The sequence below is a fragment of the Burkholderia sp. JKS000303 genome (assembly GCF_002563755.1).
Classification (GTDB): Bacteria; Pseudomonadota; Gammaproteobacteria; order Burkholderiales; family Burkholderiaceae; genus Burkholderia; species Burkholderia anthina_B.
This window is the reverse complement of sequence record NZ_PDBZ01000001.1, coordinates 3,062,262-3,084,861: the sequence shown is the minus strand read 5'-3', so window position 1 is coordinate 3,084,861 and position 22,600 is coordinate 3,062,262. Positions and strand designations below refer to the sequence as shown.

General features: G+C 65.6%; 30 protein-coding genes. All 30 read right to left on the bottom strand.

Annotated elements, in window-relative coordinates; all coding sequences use genetic code 11:
* Positions 1-8 precede the first annotated feature (8 nt).
* The 30 genes from BX604_RS14815 to BX604_RS14685 all read right to left on the bottom strand — a co-directional run bounded on the left by BX604_RS14815 (position 9) and on the right by BX604_RS14685 (position 22,575).
* Complete coding sequence (locus BX604_RS14815) at positions 9-1,121, bottom strand: DUF2163 domain-containing protein (RefSeq protein WP_098551448.1); 1,113 nt, start codon at positions 1,119-1,121, stop codon at positions 9-11.
* Positions 1,118-2,032, bottom strand: coding sequence for a DUF2460 domain-containing protein (locus BX604_RS14810; RefSeq protein ID WP_098549015.1), 915 nt, complete (start codon positions 2,030-2,032; stop codon positions 1,118-1,120). The genes BX604_RS14815 and BX604_RS14810 overlap by 4 nt, the downstream gene beginning before the upstream one ends.
* Entirely contained in the window at positions 2,033-5,176 is a 3,144-nt protein-coding gene (locus tag BX604_RS14805) for a phage tail length tape measure family protein (protein ID WP_143748040.1), read from the bottom strand.
* A 186-nt stretch (positions 5,177-5,362) separates the two neighbouring features.
* Positions 5,363-5,689 carry a hypothetical protein gene (locus BX604_RS14800; RefSeq protein ID WP_098551446.1) on the bottom strand — a complete coding sequence of 109 codons (327 nt, stop codon included), beginning with the start codon at positions 5,687-5,689 and terminating at the stop codon, positions 5,363-5,365.
* 3 nt (positions 5,690-5,692) lie between these two features.
* Positions 5,693-5,992, bottom strand: a complete 300-nt coding sequence (locus tag BX604_RS14795; RefSeq protein ID WP_098551445.1) for a hypothetical protein — start codon at positions 5,990-5,992, stop codon at positions 5,693-5,695.
* A 1-nt stretch (position 5,993) separates the two neighbouring features.
* On the bottom strand, positions 5,994-6,743 hold the full coding sequence (locus tag BX604_RS14790) for a hypothetical protein (RefSeq protein ID WP_098551444.1): 750 nt from the start codon (positions 6,741-6,743) through the stop codon (positions 5,994-5,996).
* A gap of 84 nt (positions 6,744-6,827) precedes the next feature.
* Positions 6,828-7,067, bottom strand: a complete 240-nt coding sequence (locus tag BX604_RS14785; RefSeq protein WP_143748039.1) for a hypothetical protein — start codon at positions 7,065-7,067, stop codon at positions 6,828-6,830.
* 11 nt (positions 7,068-7,078) lie between these two features.
* A complete protein-coding gene (locus BX604_RS14780) occupies positions 7,079-7,510 on the bottom strand; it encodes a hypothetical protein (RefSeq protein ID WP_098551442.1) in 432 nt (143 codons plus the stop codon).
* Positions 7,507-7,995 carry an HK97 gp10 family phage protein gene (locus BX604_RS14775; RefSeq protein ID WP_098551441.1) on the bottom strand — a complete coding sequence of 163 codons (489 nt, stop codon included), beginning with the start codon at positions 7,993-7,995 and terminating at the stop codon, positions 7,507-7,509. Before BX604_RS14775 ends, BX604_RS14780 begins: the two co-directional genes overlap by 4 nt.
* Entirely contained in the window at positions 7,992-8,594 is a 603-nt protein-coding gene (locus tag BX604_RS14770) for a head-tail connector protein (RefSeq protein ID WP_179894812.1), read from the bottom strand. Before BX604_RS14770 ends, BX604_RS14775 begins: the two co-directional genes overlap by 4 nt.
* A 1-nt stretch (position 8,595) precedes the next feature.
* Positions 8,596-8,814, bottom strand: coding sequence for a hypothetical protein (locus BX604_RS38995; protein WP_179894811.1), 219 nt, complete (start codon positions 8,812-8,814; stop codon positions 8,596-8,598).
* 66 nt (positions 8,815-8,880) lie between these two features.
* Positions 8,881-10,359, bottom strand: a complete 1,479-nt coding sequence (locus tag BX604_RS14765) for a hypothetical protein (RefSeq protein ID WP_098551439.1) — start codon at positions 10,357-10,359, stop codon at positions 8,881-8,883.
* A 112-nt stretch (positions 10,360-10,471) separates the two neighbouring features.
* The gene (locus tag BX604_RS39350) at positions 10,472-12,241 is read right to left on the bottom strand and encodes a DUF6582 domain-containing protein (protein ID WP_218926868.1); all 1,770 of its coding nucleotides are present in this window, start codon (positions 12,239-12,241) and stop codon (positions 10,472-10,474) included.
* A gap of 41 nt (positions 12,242-12,282) precedes the next feature.
* Positions 12,283-14,619, bottom strand: coding sequence for a phage portal protein (locus BX604_RS14755; RefSeq protein ID WP_098551438.1), 2,337 nt, complete (start codon positions 14,617-14,619; stop codon positions 12,283-12,285).
* A gap of 9 nt (positions 14,620-14,628) precedes the next feature.
* On the bottom strand, positions 14,629-16,035 hold the full coding sequence (locus BX604_RS14750) for a terminase family protein (RefSeq protein ID WP_257146385.1): 1,407 nt from the start codon (positions 16,033-16,035) through the stop codon (positions 14,629-14,631).
* Between the two features lie 64 nt (positions 16,036-16,099).
* The gene (locus BX604_RS14745; protein WP_098551437.1) at positions 16,100-16,636 is read right to left on the bottom strand and encodes a hypothetical protein; all 537 of its coding nucleotides are present in this window, start codon (positions 16,634-16,636) and stop codon (positions 16,100-16,102) included.
* 278 nt (positions 16,637-16,914) lie between these two features.
* Positions 16,915-17,379, bottom strand: a complete 465-nt coding sequence (locus tag BX604_RS38385; RefSeq protein WP_143748038.1) for an HNH endonuclease — start codon at positions 17,377-17,379, stop codon at positions 16,915-16,917.
* Positions 17,380-17,580: 201 nt separating this feature from the next.
* Positions 17,581-18,168 carry a hypothetical protein gene (locus BX604_RS14740; RefSeq protein ID WP_143748037.1) on the bottom strand — a complete coding sequence of 196 codons (588 nt, stop codon included), beginning with the start codon at positions 18,166-18,168 and terminating at the stop codon, positions 17,581-17,583.
* A gap of 178 nt (positions 18,169-18,346) precedes the next feature.
* Positions 18,347-18,562, bottom strand: coding sequence for a hypothetical protein (locus tag BX604_RS14735; protein WP_098551435.1), 216 nt, complete (start codon positions 18,560-18,562; stop codon positions 18,347-18,349).
* Positions 18,559-19,170 (bottom strand): hypothetical protein, encoded by a 612-nt coding sequence (locus BX604_RS14730; RefSeq protein WP_098551434.1) that lies wholly within the window; start codon positions 19,168-19,170, stop codon positions 18,559-18,561. Before BX604_RS14730 ends, BX604_RS14735 begins: the two co-directional genes overlap by 4 nt.
* Positions 19,171-19,220: 50 nt before the next feature.
* Positions 19,221-19,352, bottom strand: a complete 132-nt coding sequence (locus tag BX604_RS39610) for a hypothetical protein (protein ID WP_257146324.1) — start codon at positions 19,350-19,352, stop codon at positions 19,221-19,223.
* Positions 19,349-19,696, bottom strand: a complete 348-nt coding sequence (locus BX604_RS14725; protein WP_098551433.1) for a hypothetical protein — start codon at positions 19,694-19,696, stop codon at positions 19,349-19,351. Before BX604_RS14725 ends, BX604_RS39610 begins: the two co-directional genes overlap by 4 nt.
* Positions 19,681-20,064 (bottom strand): hypothetical protein, encoded by a 384-nt coding sequence (locus BX604_RS14720; protein ID WP_098551432.1) that lies wholly within the window; start codon positions 20,062-20,064, stop codon positions 19,681-19,683. The genes BX604_RS14725 and BX604_RS14720 overlap by 16 nt, the downstream gene beginning before the upstream one ends.
* On the bottom strand, positions 20,055-20,474 hold the full coding sequence (locus BX604_RS14715; protein ID WP_098551431.1) for a hypothetical protein: 420 nt from the start codon (positions 20,472-20,474) through the stop codon (positions 20,055-20,057). The genes BX604_RS14720 and BX604_RS14715 overlap by 10 nt, the downstream gene beginning before the upstream one ends.
* Positions 20,467-20,712: a hypothetical protein gene (locus BX604_RS14710; protein WP_098551430.1), complete on the bottom strand. Its 246-nt coding sequence runs from the start codon at positions 20,710-20,712 to the stop codon at positions 20,467-20,469. Before BX604_RS14710 ends, BX604_RS14715 begins: the two co-directional genes overlap by 8 nt.
* The gene (locus tag BX604_RS14705) at positions 20,696-21,145 is read right to left on the bottom strand and encodes a transposase (protein WP_098551429.1); all 450 of its coding nucleotides are present in this window, start codon (positions 21,143-21,145) and stop codon (positions 20,696-20,698) included. The genes BX604_RS14710 and BX604_RS14705 overlap by 17 nt, the downstream gene beginning before the upstream one ends.
* Positions 21,142-21,678 (bottom strand): hypothetical protein, encoded by a 537-nt coding sequence (locus BX604_RS14700; RefSeq protein ID WP_098551428.1) that lies wholly within the window; start codon positions 21,676-21,678, stop codon positions 21,142-21,144. The genes BX604_RS14705 and BX604_RS14700 overlap by 4 nt, the downstream gene beginning before the upstream one ends.
* On the bottom strand, positions 21,675-21,914 hold the full coding sequence (locus BX604_RS14695) for a hypothetical protein (protein ID WP_098551427.1): 240 nt from the start codon (positions 21,912-21,914) through the stop codon (positions 21,675-21,677). Before BX604_RS14695 ends, BX604_RS14700 begins: the two co-directional genes overlap by 4 nt.
* Positions 21,914-22,228: a hypothetical protein gene (locus BX604_RS14690; protein WP_143748036.1), complete on the bottom strand. Its 315-nt coding sequence runs from the start codon at positions 22,226-22,228 to the stop codon at positions 21,914-21,916. Before BX604_RS14690 ends, BX604_RS14695 begins: the two co-directional genes overlap by 1 nt.
* Positions 22,229-22,242: 14 nt before the next feature.
* Complete coding sequence (locus BX604_RS14685) at positions 22,243-22,575, bottom strand: hypothetical protein (RefSeq protein ID WP_098552882.1); 333 nt, start codon at positions 22,573-22,575, stop codon at positions 22,243-22,245.
* Positions 22,576-22,600 lie beyond the last annotated feature (25 nt).

Genomic DNA, 22,600 nt, shown 5'->3' with positions numbered 1-22,600 from the left:
AGCGTTCCTCACGAGTCGACGTGGATCTTGAGAACGGTGTCGTTGCCCGGCATGTACGGCTCGCCGCGGAAGTTCAAAACGTTGTTCCACCGGTTTTTGCACGTGCCGAACTGCTTGTCGCAGCCGGCGACGATCTGGTACGTGTCGCCGACCGCGATCGGATGGATCATCGGCAGCGCGAGAACGACGAGACCCGGTGAGAACTGCTTCACCTCCATCGAATAGCCCGCGTTCGCGCCCGTGAGCCACTTCACGGCCCCGTATGCGAAGTAGCCGATGCCGTAGCTGTAGTTGATGAAGACTTCCCAGTTCGCGTTTCCGGCGTTGAACGTCAGCAGGCCGGTCGACGAACAGCTGTACTGGCCCGACGCAGGCGAGCCAGTTACCTGCGTCAACACGTTGCCGCCCGAGTCCAGCACCTGCACGGTGCCGGCACCTGCAAACGAACCGCCGTCCGGAGGCACGATCTGGATCTGGTACGGCGGTGTCGACGGCACGCGCTGCCCGACGGTGTCCGTGTATGTCGACGTCGGCCCGGTCTGCGTGAGCGACGGGTCGGTCCACGATGCTTGCGACGACACACCGGCAACCGTGCCGGTGAACGTGAGCGGTCCGAGACCGCCCGGGAGATTGCACTGGAAGTTCCCGGTCTGGCCGAACGTCGCGCGGCACGTCGGCGAGAAGAAGTCGCCGAAGCCCTGCTGCATGATCTGCGCGAGCGAGCGCAGCTCGACCTTGAACTTCGCGTTGAACAGCTGGAACTGGCCGAGCTGCCCGGACGTCAGCGTCGCCTGGCCTGCGGTCAGGTCGCTGGGGTTCACGAGGAAGATCGTGATCGTCGCGAGATCCCACGCGCCGGCCTGAATGTCGCTGCGCAAGACCGTCCCGTCGAACAGCGCGTCCGCCTCGAGGTTCGTCACGGACAGATCGCTGTTCGACTCGATCGCCGACGACGAAAAGCCCGCCGCCGGCTCGTAGATGTTGCCGTTGTACAGGATCGGCGCGTCGTGGTCGGTGAAGTAGAACGCGTTCCCGTCCGTGCGTACGATCGCCCAGCAGGTCGACAGAGTTCGCACATGCGCCTGGAGGTAGCCGAGCATCGCCGTGCTGATGTTCCTCACGTGCGAATCTCCACTAGCGTCAGCGTCTGGAACCCATAAAGCGCGCCGGTGCCGATGTCGGGCTGCGGCTGGAAGCTGTCGGTCGCGAAGCGGGCCGGCGTATCGAACGTGCCGGTCCACGTCAGCGAATCAGTCACCTGCGGGTACAGCGCGGCGGTGCCCCCGCTCAGCGTGAGCCCCGTCGTGCTGACGCCGAGCGTGATCGTCGTCCCGGCTACCGCGGTTATGGCGACCGCAACGCCATTCACTGCCGACGCACCCGTGCCGGTGACGCCCGTGAAATACAGCATCTTCCCGACAGTCCAGCCCGACGGCACGGACGCGACGGTGAATTGCGTCGTCGCGCCCGGCGTCCAGCCGGTGACGGCCGCGCTGTTGTCGGCGACGAACGTCACAAGGCCGGTCGTCGTGTCGAGGCTGTAGTTACCGGGCGACGAGCCGGCGACGAGCGTCGCGCCGTTGCGCTGCAGTTGCACCGCGAGCGGCTTCGCGATCAGCCGATAGTCGGCGAGCGGCGCGGCCGCGTACTTCTTGTACAGCTGCAGCGTCGGCGTGCCGTTGCCGGCACCGGTCGGCACAACGTCCTGGCCGAAGGTCGTCTGGATGCCGAGCAGCCCCTGCCCTTCGTCCATGTAGTCGGTGAAGTCGCGGAAACGGAACCCGTATGCCTGCCCCTTCACGATCCGGAAGAAGTTGCGCAGCGTCTGGACCGAATACGCGTCCTGCACGCCGTCGCCGGTGCGGAAGCAGTTCTGTAGGTCCCACGAACCGCGGCCAAACTTCCACAGGATGTTCCGCTGCTCGCGGCCGGACGTCGTCTCGGCGATCGTCGTGCTGAAACACACGCCGCCGCGCGCCCAATACGCGAGATCGTCGGGAAAGCGCGGCGTCTCGAGGAATGGCGTCGTCATTTACCCGTTCCTCCGCATTGCGAGTTGCATGCCGGCGCCGGCCGCCGCCGCGATCTGGCTCTGCGTGCGCATGTCCATCTGCTGCGGCAAGTGGAAGTTGTTGGTGACGGCGACTGACCCGAAGTTGTGTTCCGGCCGGTTCAGGTAGGCCGGCGTGATGCGCTCGCCCTGGTGGATCTGCGCGATCATGTCGTTCGGCACGTACGGCGAACCCACGTCGAACGACGCAAGCCCCATCAGCGCTGACATGCCGCCAGTGTCGGAGCTCATCGCACCAGCCGCGACCGCGTCAGCCGAGCCGGTCACGCCCGTGGCCGTGAACCCGAATGCGCCGGCCATGTCACCTTGGCCGAGACCTCCCAACAGGCTGTCGAGGCTTCCTCCCATGCCAGAACCGCCCGAACCGACAGCGCCGATCATCGTCCCGACCGTCATCGTCGCCACGGTCGCCTGCGCGGCCGTGAGCTGGCTCGCGGTCTGCATGGTGGTCTGCATCTCGGCTACGTTCATCGGCGCTCCCGCGCCGAGCCCCATGAGCGCGGAGCCGCCGTTCATATGTGACGCAACCGCGCGCGCGGTGCCTTCGAGCCCGGTCGAAAAGCCGAATGCGCCGGACGGGTTTGATCCGCCGCTGTCGCGATGGTCGCCGAACAGCATGCCGAGACCCTTCGTCAGCCAGCCCGAGGCGGACGTGCCGCCTTCGCCGATCGGCATTTCGAACAACTGCTGGAACAGCTTCTTCGAAACCATCTGGACCAGCATCTGGTCGATGTTCTTGCCGAAGTTGCTGACGGCCTGCCAAGCCGTTTCGGTGTGGTCGACGAACGATGCGAAGGTCTTCGAAAAGCCCTGCTCGATCGAGTCCGCCGCCTTCTGCGCGTCGGCGGTCATCGCTTCGTTGGACTTGATGCTGTACTCGAGTTGGCGCGTCTGCGACTCGTCGCGCAGTTGGTCGATCTGGTCTTGAATCTTCCGCTGCGCTTCGACCGTCAGGCCGACTTCCGTGTCGAGCCGCTTCTGCAGCGCGGCGATCGCGCGGTCGGTTTTCTGCTGCTCGAACTGCTCCTCCAGCGAGAGCAGTTGCGCTTGCGTGATCCGCCCCTGCCGAAGCTCTTGCTCAGCGACCGCAGTCGCGCGCCGCTGCGCCTGCGTGGCCGCGGACTGCTCGCGCTTCGCGTCGAGGTCCTGCAACGCGCGCAGCTCGTCGTTCAGTGCCTGGCGCACCTCCTGCGAGCTCTGCTGGACGGCCGCCGTACGCTGACGCTCCATCACCGCGAGCCGCCCCTCGATCTCGACTTCCTTCGTCTTGAGCGACAGGCTCTCGGCCGGGTTGCGCGCCTGCGACTGCAGCGCTTTCGTCTCATCGAGCTGGGTCTTCAGCACCGCGCGCTCGGCGTCCATGCCGGCGAGCGTGATGCGCAAGCGGTCGGCATAGTACGTCTGCAGCGACACTTGACCGCCCTTGTACGACTTGTCGAGCTCGAGCTGTTCGGCCTTCAGGTTCTCCTTCAGCAGGTTCAACCGAGCCTGCGCCTGCGCGTTCTCGTACGAGTAGTCGTGCATCGCAGTGATGCCGCCGCCCGTCTTCTTGAAGTCGTGCCTGTCGTACTTCTTCCGGATTTCGGCCTCGATTTGAGGCTGCCGCGCGATCATCGACTTGATGTCGTCCGGAACAGCAGACCCCGAATCCTTCGCAGCCGCTTTCGCATCGTCGATGGTTCGCCGGAAGCGCGCGATCTCGTCGTTCGCCAGCTTCACGTCGCCGCCGAGACCTTTCCATTCGCCGCGCAGCGTGCGCACGGCCTCCGCGCCCTTCTGCTGCAGCGCCTCCGATTGCGCCATCGCGCCGGCGGCCGATTCCTTCAGGTCGCGCTGCTGTTGCAGTTGGCGCCGCTGGATGCGCTTCGCCGCGACGTCGGCGTCTGTTTCGTTCGGCGACAGCGCCCCCTCGCCTTGCGATAGCGGATCGACGCTGGACGTGTTCGCGATACCGGAACTGATCTGGCCAGTGAGGTTGCGAATCTGGTCCTCGATCGTGATCGGCCGGCCCCAGTTCATCGCGGCGTCCCACATCGACGCAAACGCGTCGCGCGCGGCGTGTGCGAGGCCCGGAAGGTAGCCCAGCTGCGTCGCCGTCTCGTTGATCTTCGCGATGACGAGTTGCGCGGTTTCAGCTTCTGCACGCTCCTTATCGCCCTGATCCTCGAGCATGCGGATGTGCTCGAGCTGCGCCATGTTCGCGAAGTGGTACGACTTGTTGTACTCCATCGCCCACTTGTAGACGCCGTCGTCCATCTTCTCGAACGACTTCACCACCTCTTCCGCGGTCGCGGTCGAGAACTGGCCGATCTTCGCGATCGCCCCGGCAACCGGCTCAAGTGCAACGCCTGTGAACCGACCGGTTCCGGCGACAGCGAGAAGTGCGTCGCGAGCCCCGGTGATCTTCGAACCGGTCGACGCCGCGATGCTGTCGCCCATCCGCATGAAGCTGTCGGCCGTCAGTCCCGCGTAGTTTCCCGTCAGGATCAGTTCGTCGCGCAGATGGCTCATCTGCGTGGCGCCGTGAATCGCTGCGGCCGCCGCCGCGCCGATCGCACCAACGAGCACCCCAATGGCCGCGCCGGCCGGGCTCATGACGGCGCCCATCCAGTCCATCTGCTCGCCAAGCACCATCATCGAGCCGATGAAGCGCTTGTAGTTGCCCATCATCATCTCGTGACCGAGCACGAGCAATTCGCGGCGCGCGGCGATGGACGAGTGGCCGAGTTTCTTGTGTGACGCCTCCTCGTCTGCATTGGCCTGCTGCACGCGGCGCGAAACGGCCACGACTTCGTTGCCGTAGTCGTCGATGACGCCGCTTACCTGGCGCACGGAAGTGCCAATGCGCGCACCCATGCCGTTGATCGACGTCGCCATGCCGGCGAAGCCAGTGGTCATGGCCGCAGTCGCCGCGCGTGACTGCGTCACCAGCTCGCGCAGATCGCGCTGAATGAGCCCGATCGCTTGCGTGATCGAGTCCGCGGCCTTCGACGCTCCCTGCTCGGCACCGTCGGAGGTGACGGTGATCGCTACGTTGACGTTGTTGTCGTCTGCCACGGAAAGGGTTCCTCTATTCGTCCAGAATCTGGCCGCCGAAGGACGCAAACATCTCGGACGGCTTCGGGCCGCCGTCCGCCGGAGCGGCAGCAGGGTCGCCGCTCGGCTCGAACTTCACGAACGCCGCTGCGCACCAGTGCATCGGCGGATGCTTCCTGAAGCCTCGGTACAGGGCTTCGACGCGGGGTAGATCGAGTTCGTCGATGTACTCCCACGTCCACCCCGTCGCGAGGATCAGGTCGGCGTAGAGCTCGTCCCAGTCGAGGTGCTCTGCGCCTGGTCCCCTTCCCCCGATTCGATCCTCCCGGCCGTATTGATCGCGCGCAGCACGACGGGAATCGTCGTCACATCCAGAACGTCATCCAGCCAGTCGCGATCGAGATCCGGCGTGCCGCCCCGCTCGCGGGTCAGCGTCGCGCCGATGAATTCCGACAGCTCGCCCAGATATTCGGCGGACCCATCGAGGTATTCCTGCTGCGCCTTCAACCAGCGCTTGATGCTCTTCAGCGAAGCGGGCGGGACCGGCAGCGTGCGGCCGCCAATCGTCACAGTGCTATTCATGGGTCATTTCTCCACGGCGCAGCGCGCCGCGCGGATGCGGTGGTACTCGATCACGACGCTGTCGATGTCGAGCTTGTCGAGGAGTGGCAGCAGTACCTTGCGGTTCTGCATTGCGGCCGTGGGCGACTGGCAAGGCGTGTACGGCATCGTTTCCTGCACCTGCCAATTCGCGATCGCGAGTCCCACGGCACGGAAGACGCGCTCGACTTCCTCGACGGAGCAGTCGAGCGCGCGCGCCTGGGCCTCGGCCGTCACCCCGCTCGCGAGGTTCTGATAAACCAACTTCGCCGAGGCCTGGTCCATGTCAGCTCGCCTCCGCCAGGCAGATCGTGCCGAGCGTGTTGCTCGAATCGACGAACGCGCTGAAGTCGAACTCGGGGATGTTGAAGTCCTCGAGCTTCGTGCTGAACGTGTACTTCGTGGAGACGCACTGGTTCAGCGTCAGCGTCGCGCGCTCGCCGTTGAACAACTGCGAGACGACCGACTTGAACGACGGCGCGGTGCCGAGCAGCTGGTTCGTCATCGTCACCGTCTCGCCGACCGTGTTGCTCACCGGCGTGTACGTGTAGCTGATCGCGACCGCGAGGCCTGCATCTGCTGCGGCGAACGTGTACACGCCTGCGGCGACGCTGTACTGGCCGACAGTCGGCGCCGAGGCAACACGCACGAACGGCAGGCCAGTGGCCGTGTACTTCACGCCAAGGTCGGTAATCCACGTCGCGGAGTTGGCCACGGTCACCGTGTATGCCGTCGACGACGGGATCGTGCCTGCCTCGTTGTCGGCGATGAGCGTCTGGCCGACCGTCTTCGAGATCCCGAAGAACAGGTCTGACAGGATGCGGCCCTGAAACTGGCCGGCCTGCGCCTTGCCCGTGACCTTCATCGTGCCGCGACCGATCGCGAGCGGCAGCTGATACGAGCCGAACAGTTCCTTCACCGTCGCATCGAAGCTGACATCGCAGGACTGGAGAGCGCCGAATCGGTTCGGCGTGGGGTTGGCGTTGCCCGTCTGGGTGGCCCAGAAGGAACCGGCGCCGAAGCCATATTGAGACATGGTGGTGCTCCTTTACGTGCGCCCAAACGGGCAAAAAAATGGCCGACTCAACGAGCCGGCCGGGAGGTACTGCAGGGATGCGGGTCAGGCGTTCGCCGGCGCTGCGGCGAGCTCCTTCTTGAGCGTGTCGACAGCGGCGCGCACGCAGTTGAACGTCGCGGTGTCGCGCGAGACGAGCGAATCGTGAAAGTTGGCGCGGAACCACGCCTCGATCAGCGCGTCGGTGCGTGCGTCGAGCGCGGCAGCGCGCGGCGCCGAAACGAGTTCCACGGCGAGAGTCGCGCCGGGCTCGTCACCGGCCAGAGGCTGCTGTGCGTCTTCCATGTCGTGCTCCATCAGTTGTTAGCGAGGATGTTCACGGGGATGACGGCGACACCCTGCGGCCCGAGCGCGCCTTCGTCGGTGACGATGTCGCCCTCGATCCAGCAGTGGGAAACCGTGCCGCCGAGCGTCTGGAACCCGGTCAGCGCGTCGGGCGCGAGCGCGGCCTCGATCGCATCCATGAACTGATTCAGCTCGGTGGCCGGCGTCACATCGGCCAGCGCGTTCCCGGTGTTCACGTACAGGTACAGCTCGCAGCGAAACGTGACGAGCGCCGGGATGCCTTTGCGCGGCTTCTGGTTCTCGCGCACCTGCACCTGGAACAGCGCGGGTTGCTCGACGGGCTGCACGTCGTTCCAGTGGCGCAGGCGCCGCGATGTCGTGACGAGGCCGGAAATCGCGCTGAGCTTCGCGAACAGCGCGAGATAGATCGGTTCGCGGTTCATTTCTGTGCGCCCTCGGCGGCCGCTTCGCGGATCCCGTTCAGAATCTCGTCGCGCTGCTCTTTAAGTGCCGAGCGCAAGAATGAATGCGGAAGGATGTTCATCGCCATGGTGTGCTCGCGCACCGTCGCCGTGACGGGTTCCTTCAGCGGCTTACCCCACGCCATCGTCACCTGTCGCAGATGCTCCTTGACGGTCACGACGCCCTGAAAGCCGTATTCCAGCGGCGGTGCATATTCGACCGGCGTGCTCACCACGCCCGTGATGCTCGTGTCCGTCGTCGTGACGGCCTGATTCACCGACCGACGCAACCGACCGGTGCGCACGTTCAGCACTTGGCCGCTGAGCTTGTCTGTGACCACCAGCGTCTGCAGCGCGATAACCAGCCGCTGCACGCGCTGCACCAGCGCGTTGCGCATGTTCGGCGCAATGCGGCCGACACGCGCGATGACCTCCGACTGCCCCTTCACTTCCGCGTCGAGCTTCATACCGGGACCACCTTGCGGTAGTTGTTCAGCAGCGTGCGCACGCTCGCCGGCATGTCCGCCACCGAGAACGACACCACCTCGCCGTTGATCGACTTGCTGGACTGGCCGAAGTGCGTGCGGTCGCCGGCGTACTTCAGGCCGATCAGCTCGAGCGTCGCCTGCTCGATATCCAGCGGCGTCGACGCGAAGCCGGCCGTGTACGTGACCTGCACGCCGAGCGGCGGCCATTTCGGGAACTTGCCGTCGGCACCGTTCGGGAAGCCGCCGAAACCGACGTTGCCGATCAGGTACAGGAACCGGTCGTCGAACACGTAACCGACCTGCACGCCGTCCGGAGACGCAGCGATCGGGACGCCGCGGATCGACAGCGACGAAACGCCGGTGATGGGATAGTTCGGCAGCGCGAGCGTGTTCGACGCGCTGCCGGTGTGGCTCTCGGTGTAGGTGGTGCTGGCGATCGTCCGGTTCAGGTACGTCTGCACGAACTGGCTGGCCGCCGAGATCAGGCGCGTCAGCATCGCGTCATCGCCCGTGAGGTTCGCGGGCACGTTGATCCAGGCCTTCGCGTTCGCGAGCGTCGTCAGATCGCCGGCCGCCACGTTACGCCCCTGCGCCGGTGCCCGCGGCGCCTGCGGCCGGATCGGTATCGCCGGCCGGATCCTCGGCCGCAGCGTCATCGCTCGGCACGAGCCCGTGCGCGGCCGCGACATCGAGCGGGAAATCGTCGGGCAGCGCGATGTTGCCCTTCTTGTCGGCCTTGAACGTCTTGCCGTCGCGCGTGATGCCGCCGAAGTTCTTCGGCGCAGTGAACTTGCCCATGCTGTCTCCGCTGAATGAAAAAGGCCCCGACCGAAGCCGGGGCCACACGCGTCGCTACCCTATCGATCAACCGGCTGCGATGTTGGTGATGATCCCCATCGCGAAGGGCGCATACACAGCCAGCACTTCTTCCGCATACACGCCGGACTGCCACATACGCGTCACGATCGGGAAGTCGAGCTGGTAATAATCCTTGCGGCAGTGGATTTCAGCCACGTTGCTGACTTCGTTGTTCTGGTACCAGAGCGGCAGCTCTTCGCACCAAGCGACGATCGTGCCCGGCGGCACTTTCGGGTGCAGCATCACCGGGATTAGCTGACCACCGTTCGCCGTGAACGGGTTGAAGTAGAACGTCACCACGCCGCCGGCCGTGATCGCGTACGGCTCCTTCGTGTTGCCCGGCTGGTTATAACGCAGCAGCGGCGCGCTGTTGTCCGTCAGAACCTTGTTGGTGATGCTCATCTGCTCTTGCGAGTTGACGTACAGCACCGTCGGACCAAGCTGGTACGTGTCCCACATCGTCTTGAACATCGCGTCGATCTCGACAACCGAGCCGCGGCCAGACGAAGTCAGTGGCGTGCCGGAACCTGCCGTGCCGGTCGCCATCACCTTGACGTACGCGCCGTTCGAAGGCTTGAACGCGGTCGTCAGCAGCCCGTCGAACGCCAGCGGGTTCGTCGAGTTGTCGGCCGTGATCGCCGTCGCAGCCTGCGTTCCGGTCGCGAGCGGCGCGCCAAAGGTGGCACTGTTGATCGTCGTGATCGCCTGCAGCTTTTCCGCACCAGCGGTGCCGACGTACCACGCGTAGGCCACCGCGCCGTTCACGACTGGCACCGTTGCCGACAGCGTCTGGCCGAGCGTAATCGCCTGCGTGGCGTTCGCCGACTGGTTCGACGAGCCGCCGGTGACGACGTACGTCTGGCCGTCTGCGCCCGTGACGGTCTTCTGCGTCGCGACGCCGTTCGCCACCGAGCTGTTGATGAAGCCCTCGAGCGTCAGCGCGACGACGATCACGCTGTACGTCGCGGCCGGCAGCGTTGCACCGGTACCGGCTGCCGACAGCGTCGGCGCGGTCGGCGTGCCGAGCGCCAGCGAGTTGTTGCCGCCGAGGATCGCGTTTTCTTCCTTCAGCATCGTCTTCTGGAGCAGGCGCATCGCCATCGTCGCCTTCACGTCTTCGAAGCCTTCGCCAGCGTGTTCGGCTTCGAACGTCACGCCGTCTTCTTCGCCGATCGTGACGTAGTTCGCCGCGACGGGCGCCGTGTTGTACGACATGCGGCCCGAGCGCTGACCTTCCGGCACCCACGGCGACGAGTCGTAACCCGAGCCGATGATTGCCTTCACGGTGCGCCAGTTCGTCGCCACGCCACCCTTACCGGGCACGCGGGCGATCTTGTTGCGGAGGGGCGTCACGACCGGGTACAGGTTCTTTGCCGGTGCCTGCAGGTCGTACGCAACAAGGTTGTTCGCCGTGGTGATCGTCTTGCCGAGGCCGTATTGACCCTTGACCAGCTCCAGCGTTTCTTGAATCGTCTTCGCGTCCATTTTTCGTGGCTCCAATGAAAAAGGCCCGCGCGGTGGCGGGCCTTTCGGGGATGTGACGGTTTGCCGGGCTATGCCGGCGGGTTATGGGTGGATGGGAAACCTCTGGAGTGGATCAACCGCGGAAGATGGCAACGCCACCATTCAGTCGGGCCTTCTTGATCGAGGTCGCCAGTTCGTCGACGGTGCCGTCGGCCTTCATGACCGGCTTGACCTCTTCTTGATGCTGTTCGTCTGCGTTGAAGTCGTGGCTCTTCGCGATCGCGGCACCTACGCCGTTGATGACGCCTTTCGGGTTCGCCGGCTCGGCTTTCAGCTTCTCGACGATCGCGGACTGCTCGTCGAACTTCTTCTGGAGTTCGTCGCGCTCGGAGGTCACCAGCGTGACGCCCTTCGCCAGCACTTCGAGGTCGCCTTCGACCTTCGCGACCTTCTCCGTCGCGACGGCGAGGTCTGCCGTCAGCTTCGTGACCGACTCGCCGGCGGCGGTGAGCTTCGTCATCGTCTCGGCGTGCGCGGCCTTCTCGGCGTCCACGTCGGCACCGGCGTCCTTCGCGCATGCCGCACCCAGTTCGCCCATCAGGTCGTGCGCCTTCTGGATGCGACCGAGGTCCGCGCCGCTGTTGCGCGCGCCGGCCTTCGCGAGCACCTTCTCGAACGACTCGTGCAGATGCTCGCCGCCCAGCGCCGCGACCGCCTTGTGCAGGTTCTCGGCGGCGGCCGCGCATTCGAAGTAGTAGACGCACGGCGCGTCGACGCTGCCGTCGTCTTCCGTCAGCTCGGCCACTTCCTCGACCACCATCGACGTCAGCAGCTCGCCGCCGCGCTTCAGCCAGTCCATCAGGTCGGCCGGCAGCGTCGACTCGGTGTCGTTCTCCTGCGCTTCCTCGCGCGCGCTGGCCTGCTGCAGGTACGTGATCGACGACATGATGTCGGCGAGGCGCGACACCTGATACATGCCCTTATGCAGCGCGAGCCGCGCGGCCAGCGACAGGTTGTCGGCCGTGACGATCACCGGCTTGCCGCTCTTCGACATCACCGGCTCGACCGTCTTGTCGGCGGCCGACGGCGGACCGTCCTTGTCGATCTTGTCCTTCCACGCGGCGACGATCCGGTCCTTGACCGTCTTCAGCTCGTCGGCGGAATACTCGGCCGCGTCCTTTTCCTTGTTGATGTAGGACCAGGCCGCACGGATGTGCTCTTCCGTGTCGATCGGGTACTTCTTGTTCGCGGTGTCGGCATACTCGACGTCGCCGTACTTGCCCTCGTCCTTCTTCGCCTTGGCGAGCCGGATCGCCTCCAGCATCTCGTCGAGCGACAGGTCGCCAGCTTTCGCGAGCGCCGCGACCTCGTCGGAGAACACGTCGGCCGTGACCGGCTCGGGCGCCTTGAACGCCTTCTGCATCACCGAACCGTCAGCTTTCACGATGTCGTAGAACGACGCGCTCGGCACGCACGGCAGGTCGACCAGCGAGATCTCGCACGGGTTAGCCGTGAAGCGGCGCGCGCTGAGATCGGGATCGGCCCAGCGCTTCACGTAGTCGCCGCCGATCGAGAAGCCGGTGTAGACGCCCTCGAGCACCTTGTTCCACTCGGCGTCGTCGACCACCTTCGCGCAGATGTCGATCGCCTTTTCATCGTCGATGAAGTCGATGCCGGTCAGCTTGCCGGCGGCAATGTTCGCGTGCATCGCGCGCAGGTTGCCTACCGACTTGCCGTCGGTCGCCTTCGCGACGTCGCCGGACCACTTCTCGAAGTACGGCTTCGAGGTGGCGTAGTCCATGATCTCGCCGGCGCGATCGACGACTTCCTCCGTCGCGCGGCCGTACACAAGGCGCTTCTCTTCGTCGACCTTGGTCAGACGGGCAAACAGTTTCAGGGACATGGATCTCTCCAGGGGTTTGGCGTCGTCGCGCCGGGAAAAACTCAGGCTTTCTTCAGTACCGCCAGCGTCACGCACCGGCACTTCGGGTGCGCCGGCGAGCCGCTGCTGCCGTTCGAAAACGTCTCGTCGAGGCCGACGATCTCGCCGTCGAGCTGCGCGCAGAGGTCGCAGCAGCCGGGCGCCACGCGCCACTGCTTGCCCTCGACCACCTCGCTCGCCTTCCAGCCGGCGATGTTCCCGGCCGTATCGGCGAACCCGGACTCGGTGCGCGCGATGTTCATGGCGCGCTCTTTCGAGAAGCCCGAGCCGTCCTTCAGCGCGGCCGCCAGCCGGTCGTTGCTCCAGCCGCCGCGGATCGCGTCCGTGACCGTGCCGCGAATCAGCTCGCGCGTGCCCTGCGTGATCTGCCACCTCGCATCCGGGTTCGGGACCAAGTCACCGTCGGCCGAGCGCTTCATGCCAACCAACTCGGCCGCGCGCTCTCGCGCCCACGACGTCGCGTGCTCGGTCATCCGGTCTTTCGTCTCGTCGCTGAAGAGGTCCATCTGCTTCAGCGCGTCCGTGCCGGCCGCGACCGCGACGCGCACGAGCTCGTCCTCGACGGGCGGCACGAGGTCGCGCCAGTCGGTGAAGTCCACCTTGTCGAGCGCTTCGTCAGCGCGGAACTTCGGGTCGTCCTCGGCCATCTTGTCGAGGCCGAGCGCCGCAGCGAGCTGTGCCGCGATCGCGACTGCCTGCGCGTCGAGGAACGGCTCGAGGATCGCCGTCAGCGCCGCGGTGCCGCTCTCGATCTGCGGCGAGTCCGGATCAGTACCAGTCAGGGACTTTTTTTTTTCGAGATGCGCGTGAGCGTGCTTATCAGCAGGCTCCTGTTCGCCTTTCGGTGCATCAGACGGAGGTTTGTCGCTGGGGGGCGTGTCATCTGGCGGTTCCTCGCCGGCCGGGCGCGGCGCGCCGCCGGCACGCGCAGCAGCCGCGGCCGCTTCGGCGGCGGCGCGGTTCTTCTCTTCCTGCTGCTTGTCGAAGTCCATGACGCCCACCGGGCCGGTCGGCGTGAACACCGCGTTGCCCATGCCGATCGGGTCGGAGCCGTCTGCCTGGCGCGCCTCGTCGACGGACAGCGTCGCGTTGCGAACCTTCAGGTCCTGAATCTGCGCGGCCACGAGCGGGTCGAGCTCTTCGGCCTGGTCCCAATCGAACTCCAGGTCCGTCCAGCCGAAGTACTTCCAGACGATGTAGTTGATCAGGTTGCGGATCCAGTTCATCCGCGGCAGCAGCCCTTCCTGCTTCGCCTCTTCCTTCGCGTTGTCGGCGGTCGCGCGGTTCATCTGGCGGATGAACGGCGTCGGCGCGGTCGAGAACGCGAAGCAGATGACACGGGCCAGCCATTCGTCGTACTCGTCCTTCAGCGCGAGCGGCTTCGTGTCGTGCGGCGCGATGCCGCCCGGAATGAAGCGGCCTTGCTTCTTCGTCTGGCCGACCGTCAGCGAATCCCACCAGATCTGGAACTGCTTGATCTGGTCGGGCTGCCACGTATCCGGCACGCCGAACAGCAGGTCAGGCACGTTGCCCTCGGTGTAGTACGAGAGCTGGTTCAGCGCGCGGCGGATCGAGATGTTGACGGTCGTGAGCACCTGTTCGACCGGGCTGTACCCGTAGATCTTGTTCGTGCGCGGGTTGCGCGGGCGGTAGATCAGCTCGTCGCGCGTGTAGTCCGTCGCCTGGATGCCCTTCAGGATCTGCTGATACGCCGGGTTCGGCGGCAGCGGTGTGCGGCCGTTCGGCAGGATGAAGCGCTTGATCGTCGCGCCGTCCATCGGCTCGAAGCCGTACCAGTCGGTGAGCGTGCCGCTCGGCGCTACGTCGCCGCCCTTCGTCTTCAGCGGATACAGCGTCGGCGCGTCGATGACGAACAGGTCCTCGAGCAGCATGCGCAGCCACTCGTCCCAGGTGTGCTCCTTGTCCGGCATCTGGAAGAAGTCGGTCAGCTGCTGGCAGCGCTCGTCGGGCTTCTTCTTCGTGTCGCGCGGCTTGAATTTCCACTTCAGCGCGGCGAGGTTGTCCTTCTCGTTCTCGATGACGAGCCGGAGGATGTCGCAGTTGTCGGCCAGCGCGCGAAGCTGCGCGAACGACACCTGCTCGTACGTCCGCGCGCGCGGGATCAGGTTTACGTTGACCGGGAAGTCGAACTGGCGGCCGCGCGTCTGGGCGCCGGGAAACTCGGTCAGCGGCGGCAACCCCGGGCCCGGCGACATCCATGCGGTCGACGTTCCCTGGATCACGTAGCGCGAGTCCGTCACGCCGTAGTTGGGCGTCTGGCCCGTGGCGCGCCCTACCATCGCGCTGTCGATGGTCGTCTTCGTGCCGCCGTCAGGCATGCCCTGCTCCTAAGTGGATTGCTTGGTCGCGGCCTTCTTCGCTTCCTCGGCCGCCGCGGCCTGCTGCTGCATGAATGCGAACAGGCCGGTGCCCGGCGCGATCTTGATCGCGTGGGCGTAGACCAGCGAGTCGCCTTTGTCCGGCGACCGCTTGATCCGCTTGATGATTTCTTCCTTCGCCTCGATCTGGATGCCGCGCGCGGTCAGCTTCCACTTCGGCGAGGTCAGGTCGGACAGCACTTCCGGGTCCGGGTAGATCGCGAGGTCGTCGCCCGTGTCCGGGTCCAGCGCCTCACGCAGCTTCCAGTACCACTCGGCGCGCGCGTTCACGAAGGCGAGCTGACCCGACTTGTCCCGCGCGTCCGAGCCCTCGGCACCATTCATCGCGACCGCCTTCATCCCGATCTTCTCGGCGAGCACGTCATAGGGCGATGTGCCGACACCGCAGATGTCGACGTTCACCGTCGCGTCATCGCGCCGGATGTTCATCACGACGGTGGCGGCCGCGTTGCCGTTCGGCGTCGCGCTGCCCGGCTCACACGTCGGCGTGTCGAAGTAGTTGTCGTAGCGCGGCGTCGCGACCGTCTTGTCGCTGCCGCCGCGCGCAATGTCGAAGCCGATCGCCGTCATCGGCGTCTTCGGCTTCTCGCGCTGCTTCCAGCGCTCCTGCGCAGCCTTCACCCACGCGCTCGGGATCACCTGGAACGCGCTGTCCTCGCGGCCCGCCGCGAAGTCGCCTTTCAGCATCTTCGAGCGCAGCGGCTCGGGCAGCGCCTGCAGCCGCGCGACGTAACTGGTGCCCGCGTAATACGGGTTGTCCGACACGCGCGCCGGGATGAACGTGCGCGACTGCGGTGTGTAGGTCTCCTCGCCGCGCTGTACCGGCGCGGGTCCGTCGACTTCGATGTGCTCGTCGCCGACCACGATGTACCAGCGCAACTCGCCGGGCGCGGCCGGCCGCGGATGGTTCGGGTCGAGCCACGGCCCGAACCATTCGTACATCCAGTCGCCTTCCGGATCGGTCGGCGGGTTTGAGCACAACAGCAGTTGGCACTTCTGATTCGGGTCTTCCGACCGCACCCACGCGGACAGGAACTGAATGAATGCGGCGGGAAAGTTCGCAGCCTCGTCGAACACCAACAGGTCGTGCGGCCGCCCCTGGTACTTCTTCAGATCCTTCTCGTGCTGCACCGAGCCGAAGCGGATGTACTGCTTCTTTCCAGCGAACTCCAGTCGCCACGCACCTTTCTGCTCGTTGAAGTCTCCACGCTCGGCGTACATATCCTTCGAGCGCTCGATCATGCTTTCGAGCTGCGGGTATTCGCGCCGGAGGATCAACGCGCGCTGGTGCCGCGTCAGCGCTTTGCCGAGCGCAAGGTCTGTCTTGCCACCACCGGCCGCGCCACCATACAGAATGATGTCGGCCGTCGAGATGTAAGCCAGCGTCTGCGGCCCGGGCAGCGGCTTCCAGTTGAAGCTGTTAAGTGCCTTCAGCTTCTGCAGCAGCGCCAGCTTCTCGGCTGGCGCCCAGCTTCGCCAGTTCGGCTTCGATGGCTGCGTCGATGTCGCCGGTATCAGCGGTGGTGGGAGTGTCGAGGCCACGGATCTTCCGGATGCCAGTGATTGCCAGCGCGGCCGCCTCGGTGATCGTCTTGATCACCTTCGGATCGGCGGCGCGCTTGACTGCTGTTTCCAGCCGTTCAAGACATGCGCGGTGCACCCGCAGTCCGCGCTCCATGTCGCGGATGTCTTCGTTCGCCGCGGCGGCGATCTGCTCCTGTGCGCACTGCGCACCTTCCTGCGTACCGCCTTGCGCACCCTGCGAACTGCCGGCCATGTGCGCATTGACGATCGCGCGCTTCGTCCCTGTCGGGTCGCGGCTCCAGCCGTTCTTCTTCGCTGCCTTACGGATCGCCGCTTCGGACAGCCCGTGCGCACCGGCGATGGTTCGCAGCGAATCGACGCCGGCGCGGTACGCACCTTCGATCGCGATCCAGTCGACGTTCTTTGCAGCCATGGGGAGGGTTCGCTTCTATCCGGCGGAACACGGCGCGCGCCGCCGGGCGTGGAAAACAAAAAGCCCGCGACCAGTTGCCTGGTGCGGGCGAATGGATCTCACCACGAGACCCGGAGGAGACACGGTAGAGCTATTCGCTCTCACGACTGGCGACCGATGGCGGCCCGACTGGGCCTCGCTACGATGTTCGGTGCCCCGCGACGGGCCCGCAGCTAACCGGTTCGCGCTCCGGCGCGATCGCCATGCGTGAAAGCGCCCGTATCGCAGGGCAAGCGCAATTACTCTTTCCAGAGGTGCCCGTTCTTTATTCGAGATACGGTCACACGCGAAACGTTGAAACGCTTAGCGATCTCAGTATTGGGACCGACAGCATTGCGAATTTCCCGCACGCTGGGCCAGTCCAACTTGGCCGCCCAATGCCTTTCTCCGATCGGTGGCACGCCACTTCCGCCAAACTTATGGCGCCCCATTGCGACCGTATCCCGATTGTTATCAGCAACGGTTCCGCTATATAAATGGCGCGGATTCACGCACAGAGAGACACCACACCGGTGGCAAGCTAGCTTGCTGGCCTCGACGACACCACACTCCTGTTGAAGCAAGATGCGATGAACACGCACGAGCTTCCCATCCCGACGCGCTACAGCATATTCAGGGGCATTCGGGCGCGCTTTTGTCGTCCACCCCATCCAGATCCAGCAACCGGTTTCGGTGATTCTTTCGATGTTGCTTTCAATGTCCATACTCGATCCTCGAATCGGAGATCATCGTCCGCAGATGATCAGAGCGGCACGCTATGGGCGCTGCACCCGGGATGCCCTTCCCGGCAGTGTGTTGAGGCGTTCGCTTCGTGTGCGCCGTCATCTGGTTAGCGAGGGTGGGTGCTCCTCAACCATCGGGCCAGTCAGATCCCATGCGGACTGTCGTGCCGCTTCTACGGGCGCCTACAGCAGCGCCTTCAGCTCGGCGATCAGCGCCTTCGCGTCGTCCGTCAGCGGCAGGCCCGGCGCGCCGGCGATCGCGCGCAGCAGCGCGTCCATGTGCTGGTGCAGCCACGCCATGAGGTTGTGCTCGCCCGTCGCGCCGGACTCGAACGCGCGGAGCGCGAGCTGTTCGACGCGGACCATCAGCGGGATCGTGGCCACGACAGCGGCGACGGCCGCAACCGGCGCGTCGTTGATCGCTTCCCCGAGCAGGTTTGCTGCGTCGGCTTCCAGCGCCGCGCCCGCGTCAGCAGCAGCACCGTCCGTCGACGGCGCGCGCGCCGCAGCGCCCGCATCGCCGTCCGCCGGCGGCGTGGACGTGGCCGCAGCCGGGGCACTGGACGGCATAGCCCCGGCGCCGGGAGAGGAGGAGTCCGCCGATGCGCCGGCCGCAGCCGTGGCACCGGTTGCTACCAACTCCCCCACCGGCGCACCTCCGGCATCCGTCGGAAATGCCGGCTCGCTCGACGACGGCGCGGCGTCGGCCGGCGCGCCTGCGGCGCCATTCGTTGCGCCATCGGCGCCTTGCGTTGCATTGAGGTCGGACATCGCCTCGTCTCCTGTCGTGGAATGAAAAAAGCCCGCGGACTCTCGTCGCGCGGGCTTTCTGGGCTGTCAGTGATCCTACGATGCCGGATACGATAAACCCGTCCGCCACATTCTCCTAATTATTTCGGCGCAAATCCTTGATAGGTAAGGCTTTCACGATTTTTTCAGGCGATCACCTCTACGTCAGGCGTCGCCACACATCGTTCTCCCGATGGCGCTCGATCCACGCACGAGGAATCGCATGCTGTTCCGGAGGGGTGAACTCGATACCGATCGCCGTATCGCCGAGTTCGACCACGATGGCGCGTAGCCATACGATCTCTACCCACATGCCGCCATAGCAGCGCATCCTCATGACCTCGACGAGATCACCCACGCGGATTTCGTCGCTCATGCGGCCACCACCTCGTCCGGCGTACACACAAGCTCGTCGCGCACGAACATCGGCGTCAGCGCGTCATACGCGCGGTTCTCCAGCGCGCGCATCTGCAGCCGGATCTGCTGCGCCGCACGCTCCAGCGTGCGCACCGGCACGCCCGTTTCGTTCGCGATGTACTTGAACGTCTTCTCCGGGTCGCGCTCGTCCTTCGGTAGCGACTGCTCGGCGACCAAGTAGCGGACGGCGTTCAGGTTCGTGAGGTTCAGCGTCGCGCGCAGCTTCTTCGACGTCCAGATGACGCCCTCCTTGCGCTGCGTGCCGCGCCCGTAGCGCACCCATACCGCGTGGCGCTCGGCCGGCGGCAGCTGGTGCAGGACGGCGGCGGTGATCATCGCGCACTGGCCGCGGACCTCCAGCGGCGACAGGCCGGAGAAGTTCACGGTGCCGTCGGCGCTGCCGTAGAGGTAGTCGAGGAACGCGGCCTGTCGCTTGTTCAGCGTGCCGATCGACTCGATGATGCGAATGAGCGTCAGCCGGAGCCCGTTCTTCTCGCGGACGGGCTCCGACATGACGAGGTAGGCGACGTGGAGAGCTTGCTGGGTGGAGCGGAAGATGGCGTCCATTGCGTGTCCGGTTGTAGGTGTTGGGATGTGGGCGGAATCTTCGATCGCCGTCAGCGGCCGCGAGGGCCCAACGGGGCATCCATGATCAGGACGGCGAGCGCGCCGTAGGCCAGCGGGACGATCCACCACCCCAGTAGCGCCACGGCGCCGGCCGCCGCAGCCAGTACTAGCATCGTCTTCACGAATCCTCCTCTCCGGTCACGCCGAGGAACCGGTAGTCGATGCCGCGCTCGCGCAGCTCGCACTGAGCGCGCATCGCGGCGTCGCGCTCCGGCTGCCGCGCGGCTGCGTGGTATTCCGCTCGACGCGTTTCCGAGAACAGCACGGTCGGCGCGCCGCTGAGCGGCGTCAGCTCAACGCCGGCCAAGCGACCGCGATACCGCTTCGGCGGCGTCCAAGGTTGGCCGCCATACGGTCCCGCGACCTGCTCGGGATGGAGTTCCGGGACGCTCTCGTGCAGCCGGCGCCAGCGGTCCAGCTCTTCGAGCTCGCGTCGCGCGACCAGTCGTTTCAGCCATTCGAACATTGCGGGTCCTCCTCCTTCGGAAGCATTTCGAGCTCGCACGTGCGGAGCGACGGGAACGTGACCTTCGCGGTAAGCGCTTGGACCATGTAAAAGTACGGATCACGCAGGACGTCCTGCAGATACTTCGCGTCGATGCGTCCGCTGCCGAGGTCAAAGATGACGTCGCGCGTGGCCTGCCTGAACATGAATTCGACGACTCCAGTCCCGCTCACGCGGTAGAACATAGTCACCGGAGCCTTACTGCAAATTTCGCGACCGCCGTCCGCCTGCGGCCACGCGCACGCGTCGACCGGGTCGTAATAGGTGTCAGCCGGCGCGCAGCCGAAGAACGCGTCGAAGTGGAAGGTCAGCCAGTTGTTCAGTCCCATTCGACACCTCGCTGTGCGGCCCATGCCTGCGTGCGCGTGATCAGGTCCGCGTACTCGCCGATCGTGATCTTTCCGCGCGCGGTCGAGCGGCGCGTGCGCCGGATCTTCCCGCCGTCGCTCACCGTCTCGGCCATGCCAAGGAATTCGAGCACCAGCTTCTCGTGCCAGTACGTCGTCGGCTGCAGCTCGCCGTCGTCGTCCGGCACTTCCTCGGCGATACGCGGCAGCACGACGCCGTGCCAGAACGCGCGCTGCGAGTCGAGCGCGTCGTGGTCCGGGCTCGTGACGATCACCATCAGCGGCTTGCCGCGGTCGATGAACGACTGCGCGTGCGCCTTCACCACCTGGACGACGGACGCCCAGACCATCGGCGAGCGCAGCATGAACGCGTGAAAGAGGCGGTCAGACATCGGCGTCTCTCCGGTGGTAGACCTGCCACTGGCCGCAAACCTTCGCGAAACCAACCAGGCCGCAGATGCGATAGTGGACAGTGGTGCCGATGGTCTCGGTCGCGACCGGAACGCGAGCGACGAAGGCGAGCGCGAACCGCTCCTGTTCCGTCAGCAGAGCATCGTCATCTTTCGATGCGGCTGACAACACGGCGCGCTCGATCGACCGCTGGAACGCCTCTTCAATCGGCTTGACCATGATCGTCCCTCCAGTCCGGCGGCAGCCCGAGCTCCAGCCGCTCGCGCGCCGCCGCCTGCATCGCTTCGATCGACGCCTGCGCGCCGAAGCTGCACGGCGCGGCCGGCGTCTTCTCCGGTTCCAGCTCGACCTCCGGTTCCTCGGGCAGCGCGCGGCCGTCGCGCCGCAGGATCGCGATCGCCTTCGGCAGCGCCTTCGACGACCGCATCGACACCGCGCGCCGGTACAGCGCCTGGCGCTTCGGGTAGCCCAGGTTCTCGGGCAGTTCCGAGAATGCGCAGCCGAGCGTCATCGCGTGCAGGATGGCGTCGAGGCAGACGCGATCGCTGAAGCGCGCCGGCGCGCCGCGCTGATAGACGTAGGTGTTGAACAGCGGCTCGACCGACTTCCATTCGGCGTCCGTCAGCGGCTCGTAGGCGGCGATCGTGCTCATGCCGACACCTGAATGAGAAACGGCTCGCGCACACCGGCCGAGAAGCGCTGAGCCGCGCACAACGCAGTCCTGACACGCTGCTCGGGGTCCATTCCTGCCGTGCTGTACAGCGAACCGAGCGCGATTTCTTCGCCGCATCCGCACGCGTCGAAGTTCAGCGCGCCCTCGCCGATCTGGTAGTCGCCCTCGACGCGAAAGATGCGGCCACGGTATGCGCACAGGAATGTGCCGGCCGCCTCGCGCTCGTTCTCGCGAATCGCATAGCCGCCTTCCTTCAGGCATTTGCGCACGGCGTCGACGAACGTCGTGCACATGAACGCGAACGTATCGACGTCGTCGGGCTGCTCGGGAACCTTCAGGCTGTGGCCGAGCAACTGCCCCATCCGGAAGGATGTGGTGAAGCCGATCAGGTACGGTCCCACCCGATATATCTTCGGGTCAGCACGCTCCCAAAGAGTCAAGCCAGCCACGCCCGCCGAGTCGGCGCCCATGTACACGCGGTCAGCGTGCCGCAACGCCACGATGCAGGTCATGACGCCTCCTTCGGCACCGCGCGGTAGTAGGCGACGTGCAGGCCATCGCACGCCTCGGCGGTCGTCCAGTCGAAGCCGTTCACCTCGCCGAGCGCAGTCCAGAACGCCTCGGCCCCCTCGGTGCGGTTCCAGCAAACCTCGCCACCGCGCTGCACGACGAGCAGCGCCGGCGGGTTGCATTGCAGGGTGAACAGCTCGTACTCGGCCGGCGACATGATGTAGAGGCGCTTGTGCATCACGCAGCCTCCTTCATGCGGGCCGCGTGCAGCCGCGCGCGCAGCAGGACGAAGCCGATGAGCCAGCACGCAGCCAGCCAACGATCGCCGAACCATGCGAAAGCGCAGACGATCACGAAATTCGAAAGAGTGCCGTACACCTCCCGCAGAGCGCTTTCCCTCGGGGTGTCTTTGACATCGGAGAGCATCCCGACGAGCAGGAAGCAGATCGCCAGCGGCCAACCGATCAGCAGCAGCACGTTGCGCGCGCCGTCTAGACCCGTCACGCGCCAGAGATAGAAGCAACCGCCCATCAGCGCGTCGAGCGCCAGCATGTTGAACCATCGTTTCACTTCGACACCTCCAGTAAGCCGCGCTCCATCAGCGCGATGTAGGTCTTCGCCACCATCTCCATCTCGAACGCGCGGCGCTCGGCTTTCGGCAGCACGCCGCCCTGGTCGAGCAGCGCGTGACAGCCGCGGACGCCGGGCCGGTCGCAGCAGAGCGCGGCGAGCGCAGCGTCGCTCGCCTTCAGGCCGCCGCCCTTGCCGTAGTTCGCATGCGCCGCCTGCGTGTGGCCTTCGATGCCGCACTGCATGCACGGCAGCATCGTGACGGCGCGGCGCAGGCGTTCGCTGCGAAAGGTGAGCAGTTTCGGGATGCCGATCAGGCGCGCAGTCATCGGTACCACCTGTACTTCAGCTTCC

What these genes read in the sequence shown, in the direction of transcription:
- BX604_RS14810 (WP_098549015.1), bottom strand. Translation starts at nt 2,032, where the DNA reads ATGACGACGCCATTCCTCGAGACGCCGCGCTTTCCCGACGATCTCGCG.
- BX604_RS14800 (WP_098551446.1), bottom strand. Translation starts at nt 5,689, where the DNA reads ATGAATAGCACTGTGACGATTGGCGGCCGCACGCTGCCGGTCCCGCCC.
- BX604_RS14795 (WP_098551445.1), bottom strand. Translation starts at nt 5,992, where the DNA reads ATGGACCAGGCCTCGGCGAAGTTGGTTTATCAGAACCTCGCGAGCGGG.
- BX604_RS14790 (WP_098551444.1), bottom strand. Translation starts at nt 6,743, where the DNA reads ATGTCTCAATATGGCTTCGGCGCCGGTTCCTTCTGGGCCACCCAGACG.
- BX604_RS14785 (WP_143748039.1), bottom strand. Translation starts at nt 7,067, where the DNA reads ATGGAAGACGCACAGCAGCCTCTGGCCGGTGACGAGCCCGGCGCGACT.
- BX604_RS14780 (WP_098551442.1), bottom strand. Translation starts at nt 7,510, where the DNA reads ATGAACCGCGAACCGATCTATCTCGCGCTGTTCGCGAAGCTCAGCGCG.
- BX604_RS14775 (WP_098551441.1), bottom strand. Translation starts at nt 7,995, where the DNA reads ATGAAGCTCGACGCGGAAGTGAAGGGGCAGTCGGAGGTCATCGCGCGT.
- BX604_RS38995 (WP_179894811.1), bottom strand. Translation starts at nt 8,814, where the DNA reads ATGGGCAAGTTCACTGCGCCGAAGAACTTCGGCGGCATCACGCGCGAC.
- BX604_RS14765 (WP_098551439.1), bottom strand. Translation starts at nt 10,359, where the DNA reads ATGGACGCGAAGACGATTCAAGAAACGCTGGAGCTGGTCAAGGGTCAA.
- BX604_RS39350 (WP_218926868.1), bottom strand. Translation starts at nt 12,241, where the DNA reads ATGTCCCTGAAACTGTTTGCCCGTCTGACCAAGGTCGACGAAGAGAAG.
- BX604_RS14755 (WP_098551438.1), bottom strand. Translation starts at nt 14,619, where the DNA reads ATGCCTGACGGCGGCACGAAGACGACCATCGACAGCGCGATGGTAGGG.
- BX604_RS14745 (WP_098551437.1), bottom strand. Translation starts at nt 16,636, where the DNA reads ATGGCTGCAAAGAACGTCGACTGGATCGCGATCGAAGGTGCGTACCGC.
- BX604_RS38385 (WP_143748038.1), bottom strand. Translation starts at nt 17,379, where the DNA reads ATGGACATTGAAAGCAACATCGAAAGAATCACCGAAACCGGTTGCTGG.
- BX604_RS14740 (WP_143748037.1), bottom strand. Translation starts at nt 18,168, where the DNA reads ATGTCCGACCTCAATGCAACGCAAGGCGCCGATGGCGCAACGAATGGC.
- BX604_RS14735 (WP_098551435.1), bottom strand. Translation starts at nt 18,562, where the DNA reads ATGAGCGACGAAATCCGCGTGGGTGATCTCGTCGAGGTCATGAGGATG.
- BX604_RS14730 (WP_098551434.1), bottom strand. Translation starts at nt 19,170, where the DNA reads ATGGACGCCATCTTCCGCTCCACCCAGCAAGCTCTCCACGTCGCCTAC.
- BX604_RS14725 (WP_098551433.1), bottom strand. Translation starts at nt 19,696, where the DNA reads ATGTTCGAATGGCTGAAACGACTGGTCGCGCGACGCGAGCTCGAAGAG.
- BX604_RS14720 (WP_098551432.1), bottom strand. Translation starts at nt 20,064, where the DNA reads ATGGGACTGAACAACTGGCTGACCTTCCACTTCGACGCGTTCTTCGGC.
- BX604_RS14715 (WP_098551431.1), bottom strand. Translation starts at nt 20,474, where the DNA reads ATGTCTGACCGCCTCTTTCACGCGTTCATGCTGCGCTCGCCGATGGTC.
- BX604_RS14710 (WP_098551430.1), bottom strand. Translation starts at nt 20,712, where the DNA reads ATGGTCAAGCCGATTGAAGAGGCGTTCCAGCGGTCGATCGAGCGCGCC.
- BX604_RS14705 (WP_098551429.1), bottom strand. Translation starts at nt 21,145, where the DNA reads ATGAGCACGATCGCCGCCTACGAGCCGCTGACGGACGCCGAATGGAAG.
- BX604_RS14700 (WP_098551428.1), bottom strand. Translation starts at nt 21,678, where the DNA reads ATGACCTGCATCGTGGCGTTGCGGCACGCTGACCGCGTGTACATGGGC.
- BX604_RS14695 (WP_098551427.1), bottom strand. Translation starts at nt 21,914, where the DNA reads ATGCACAAGCGCCTCTACATCATGTCGCCGGCCGAGTACGAGCTGTTC.
- BX604_RS14690 (WP_143748036.1), bottom strand. Translation starts at nt 22,228, where the DNA reads ATGCTGGCGCTCGACGCGCTGATGGGCGGTTGCTTCTATCTCTGGCGC.
- BX604_RS14685 (WP_098552882.1), bottom strand. Translation starts at nt 22,575, where the DNA reads ATGACTGCGCGCCTGATCGGCATCCCGAAACTGCTCACCTTTCGCAGC.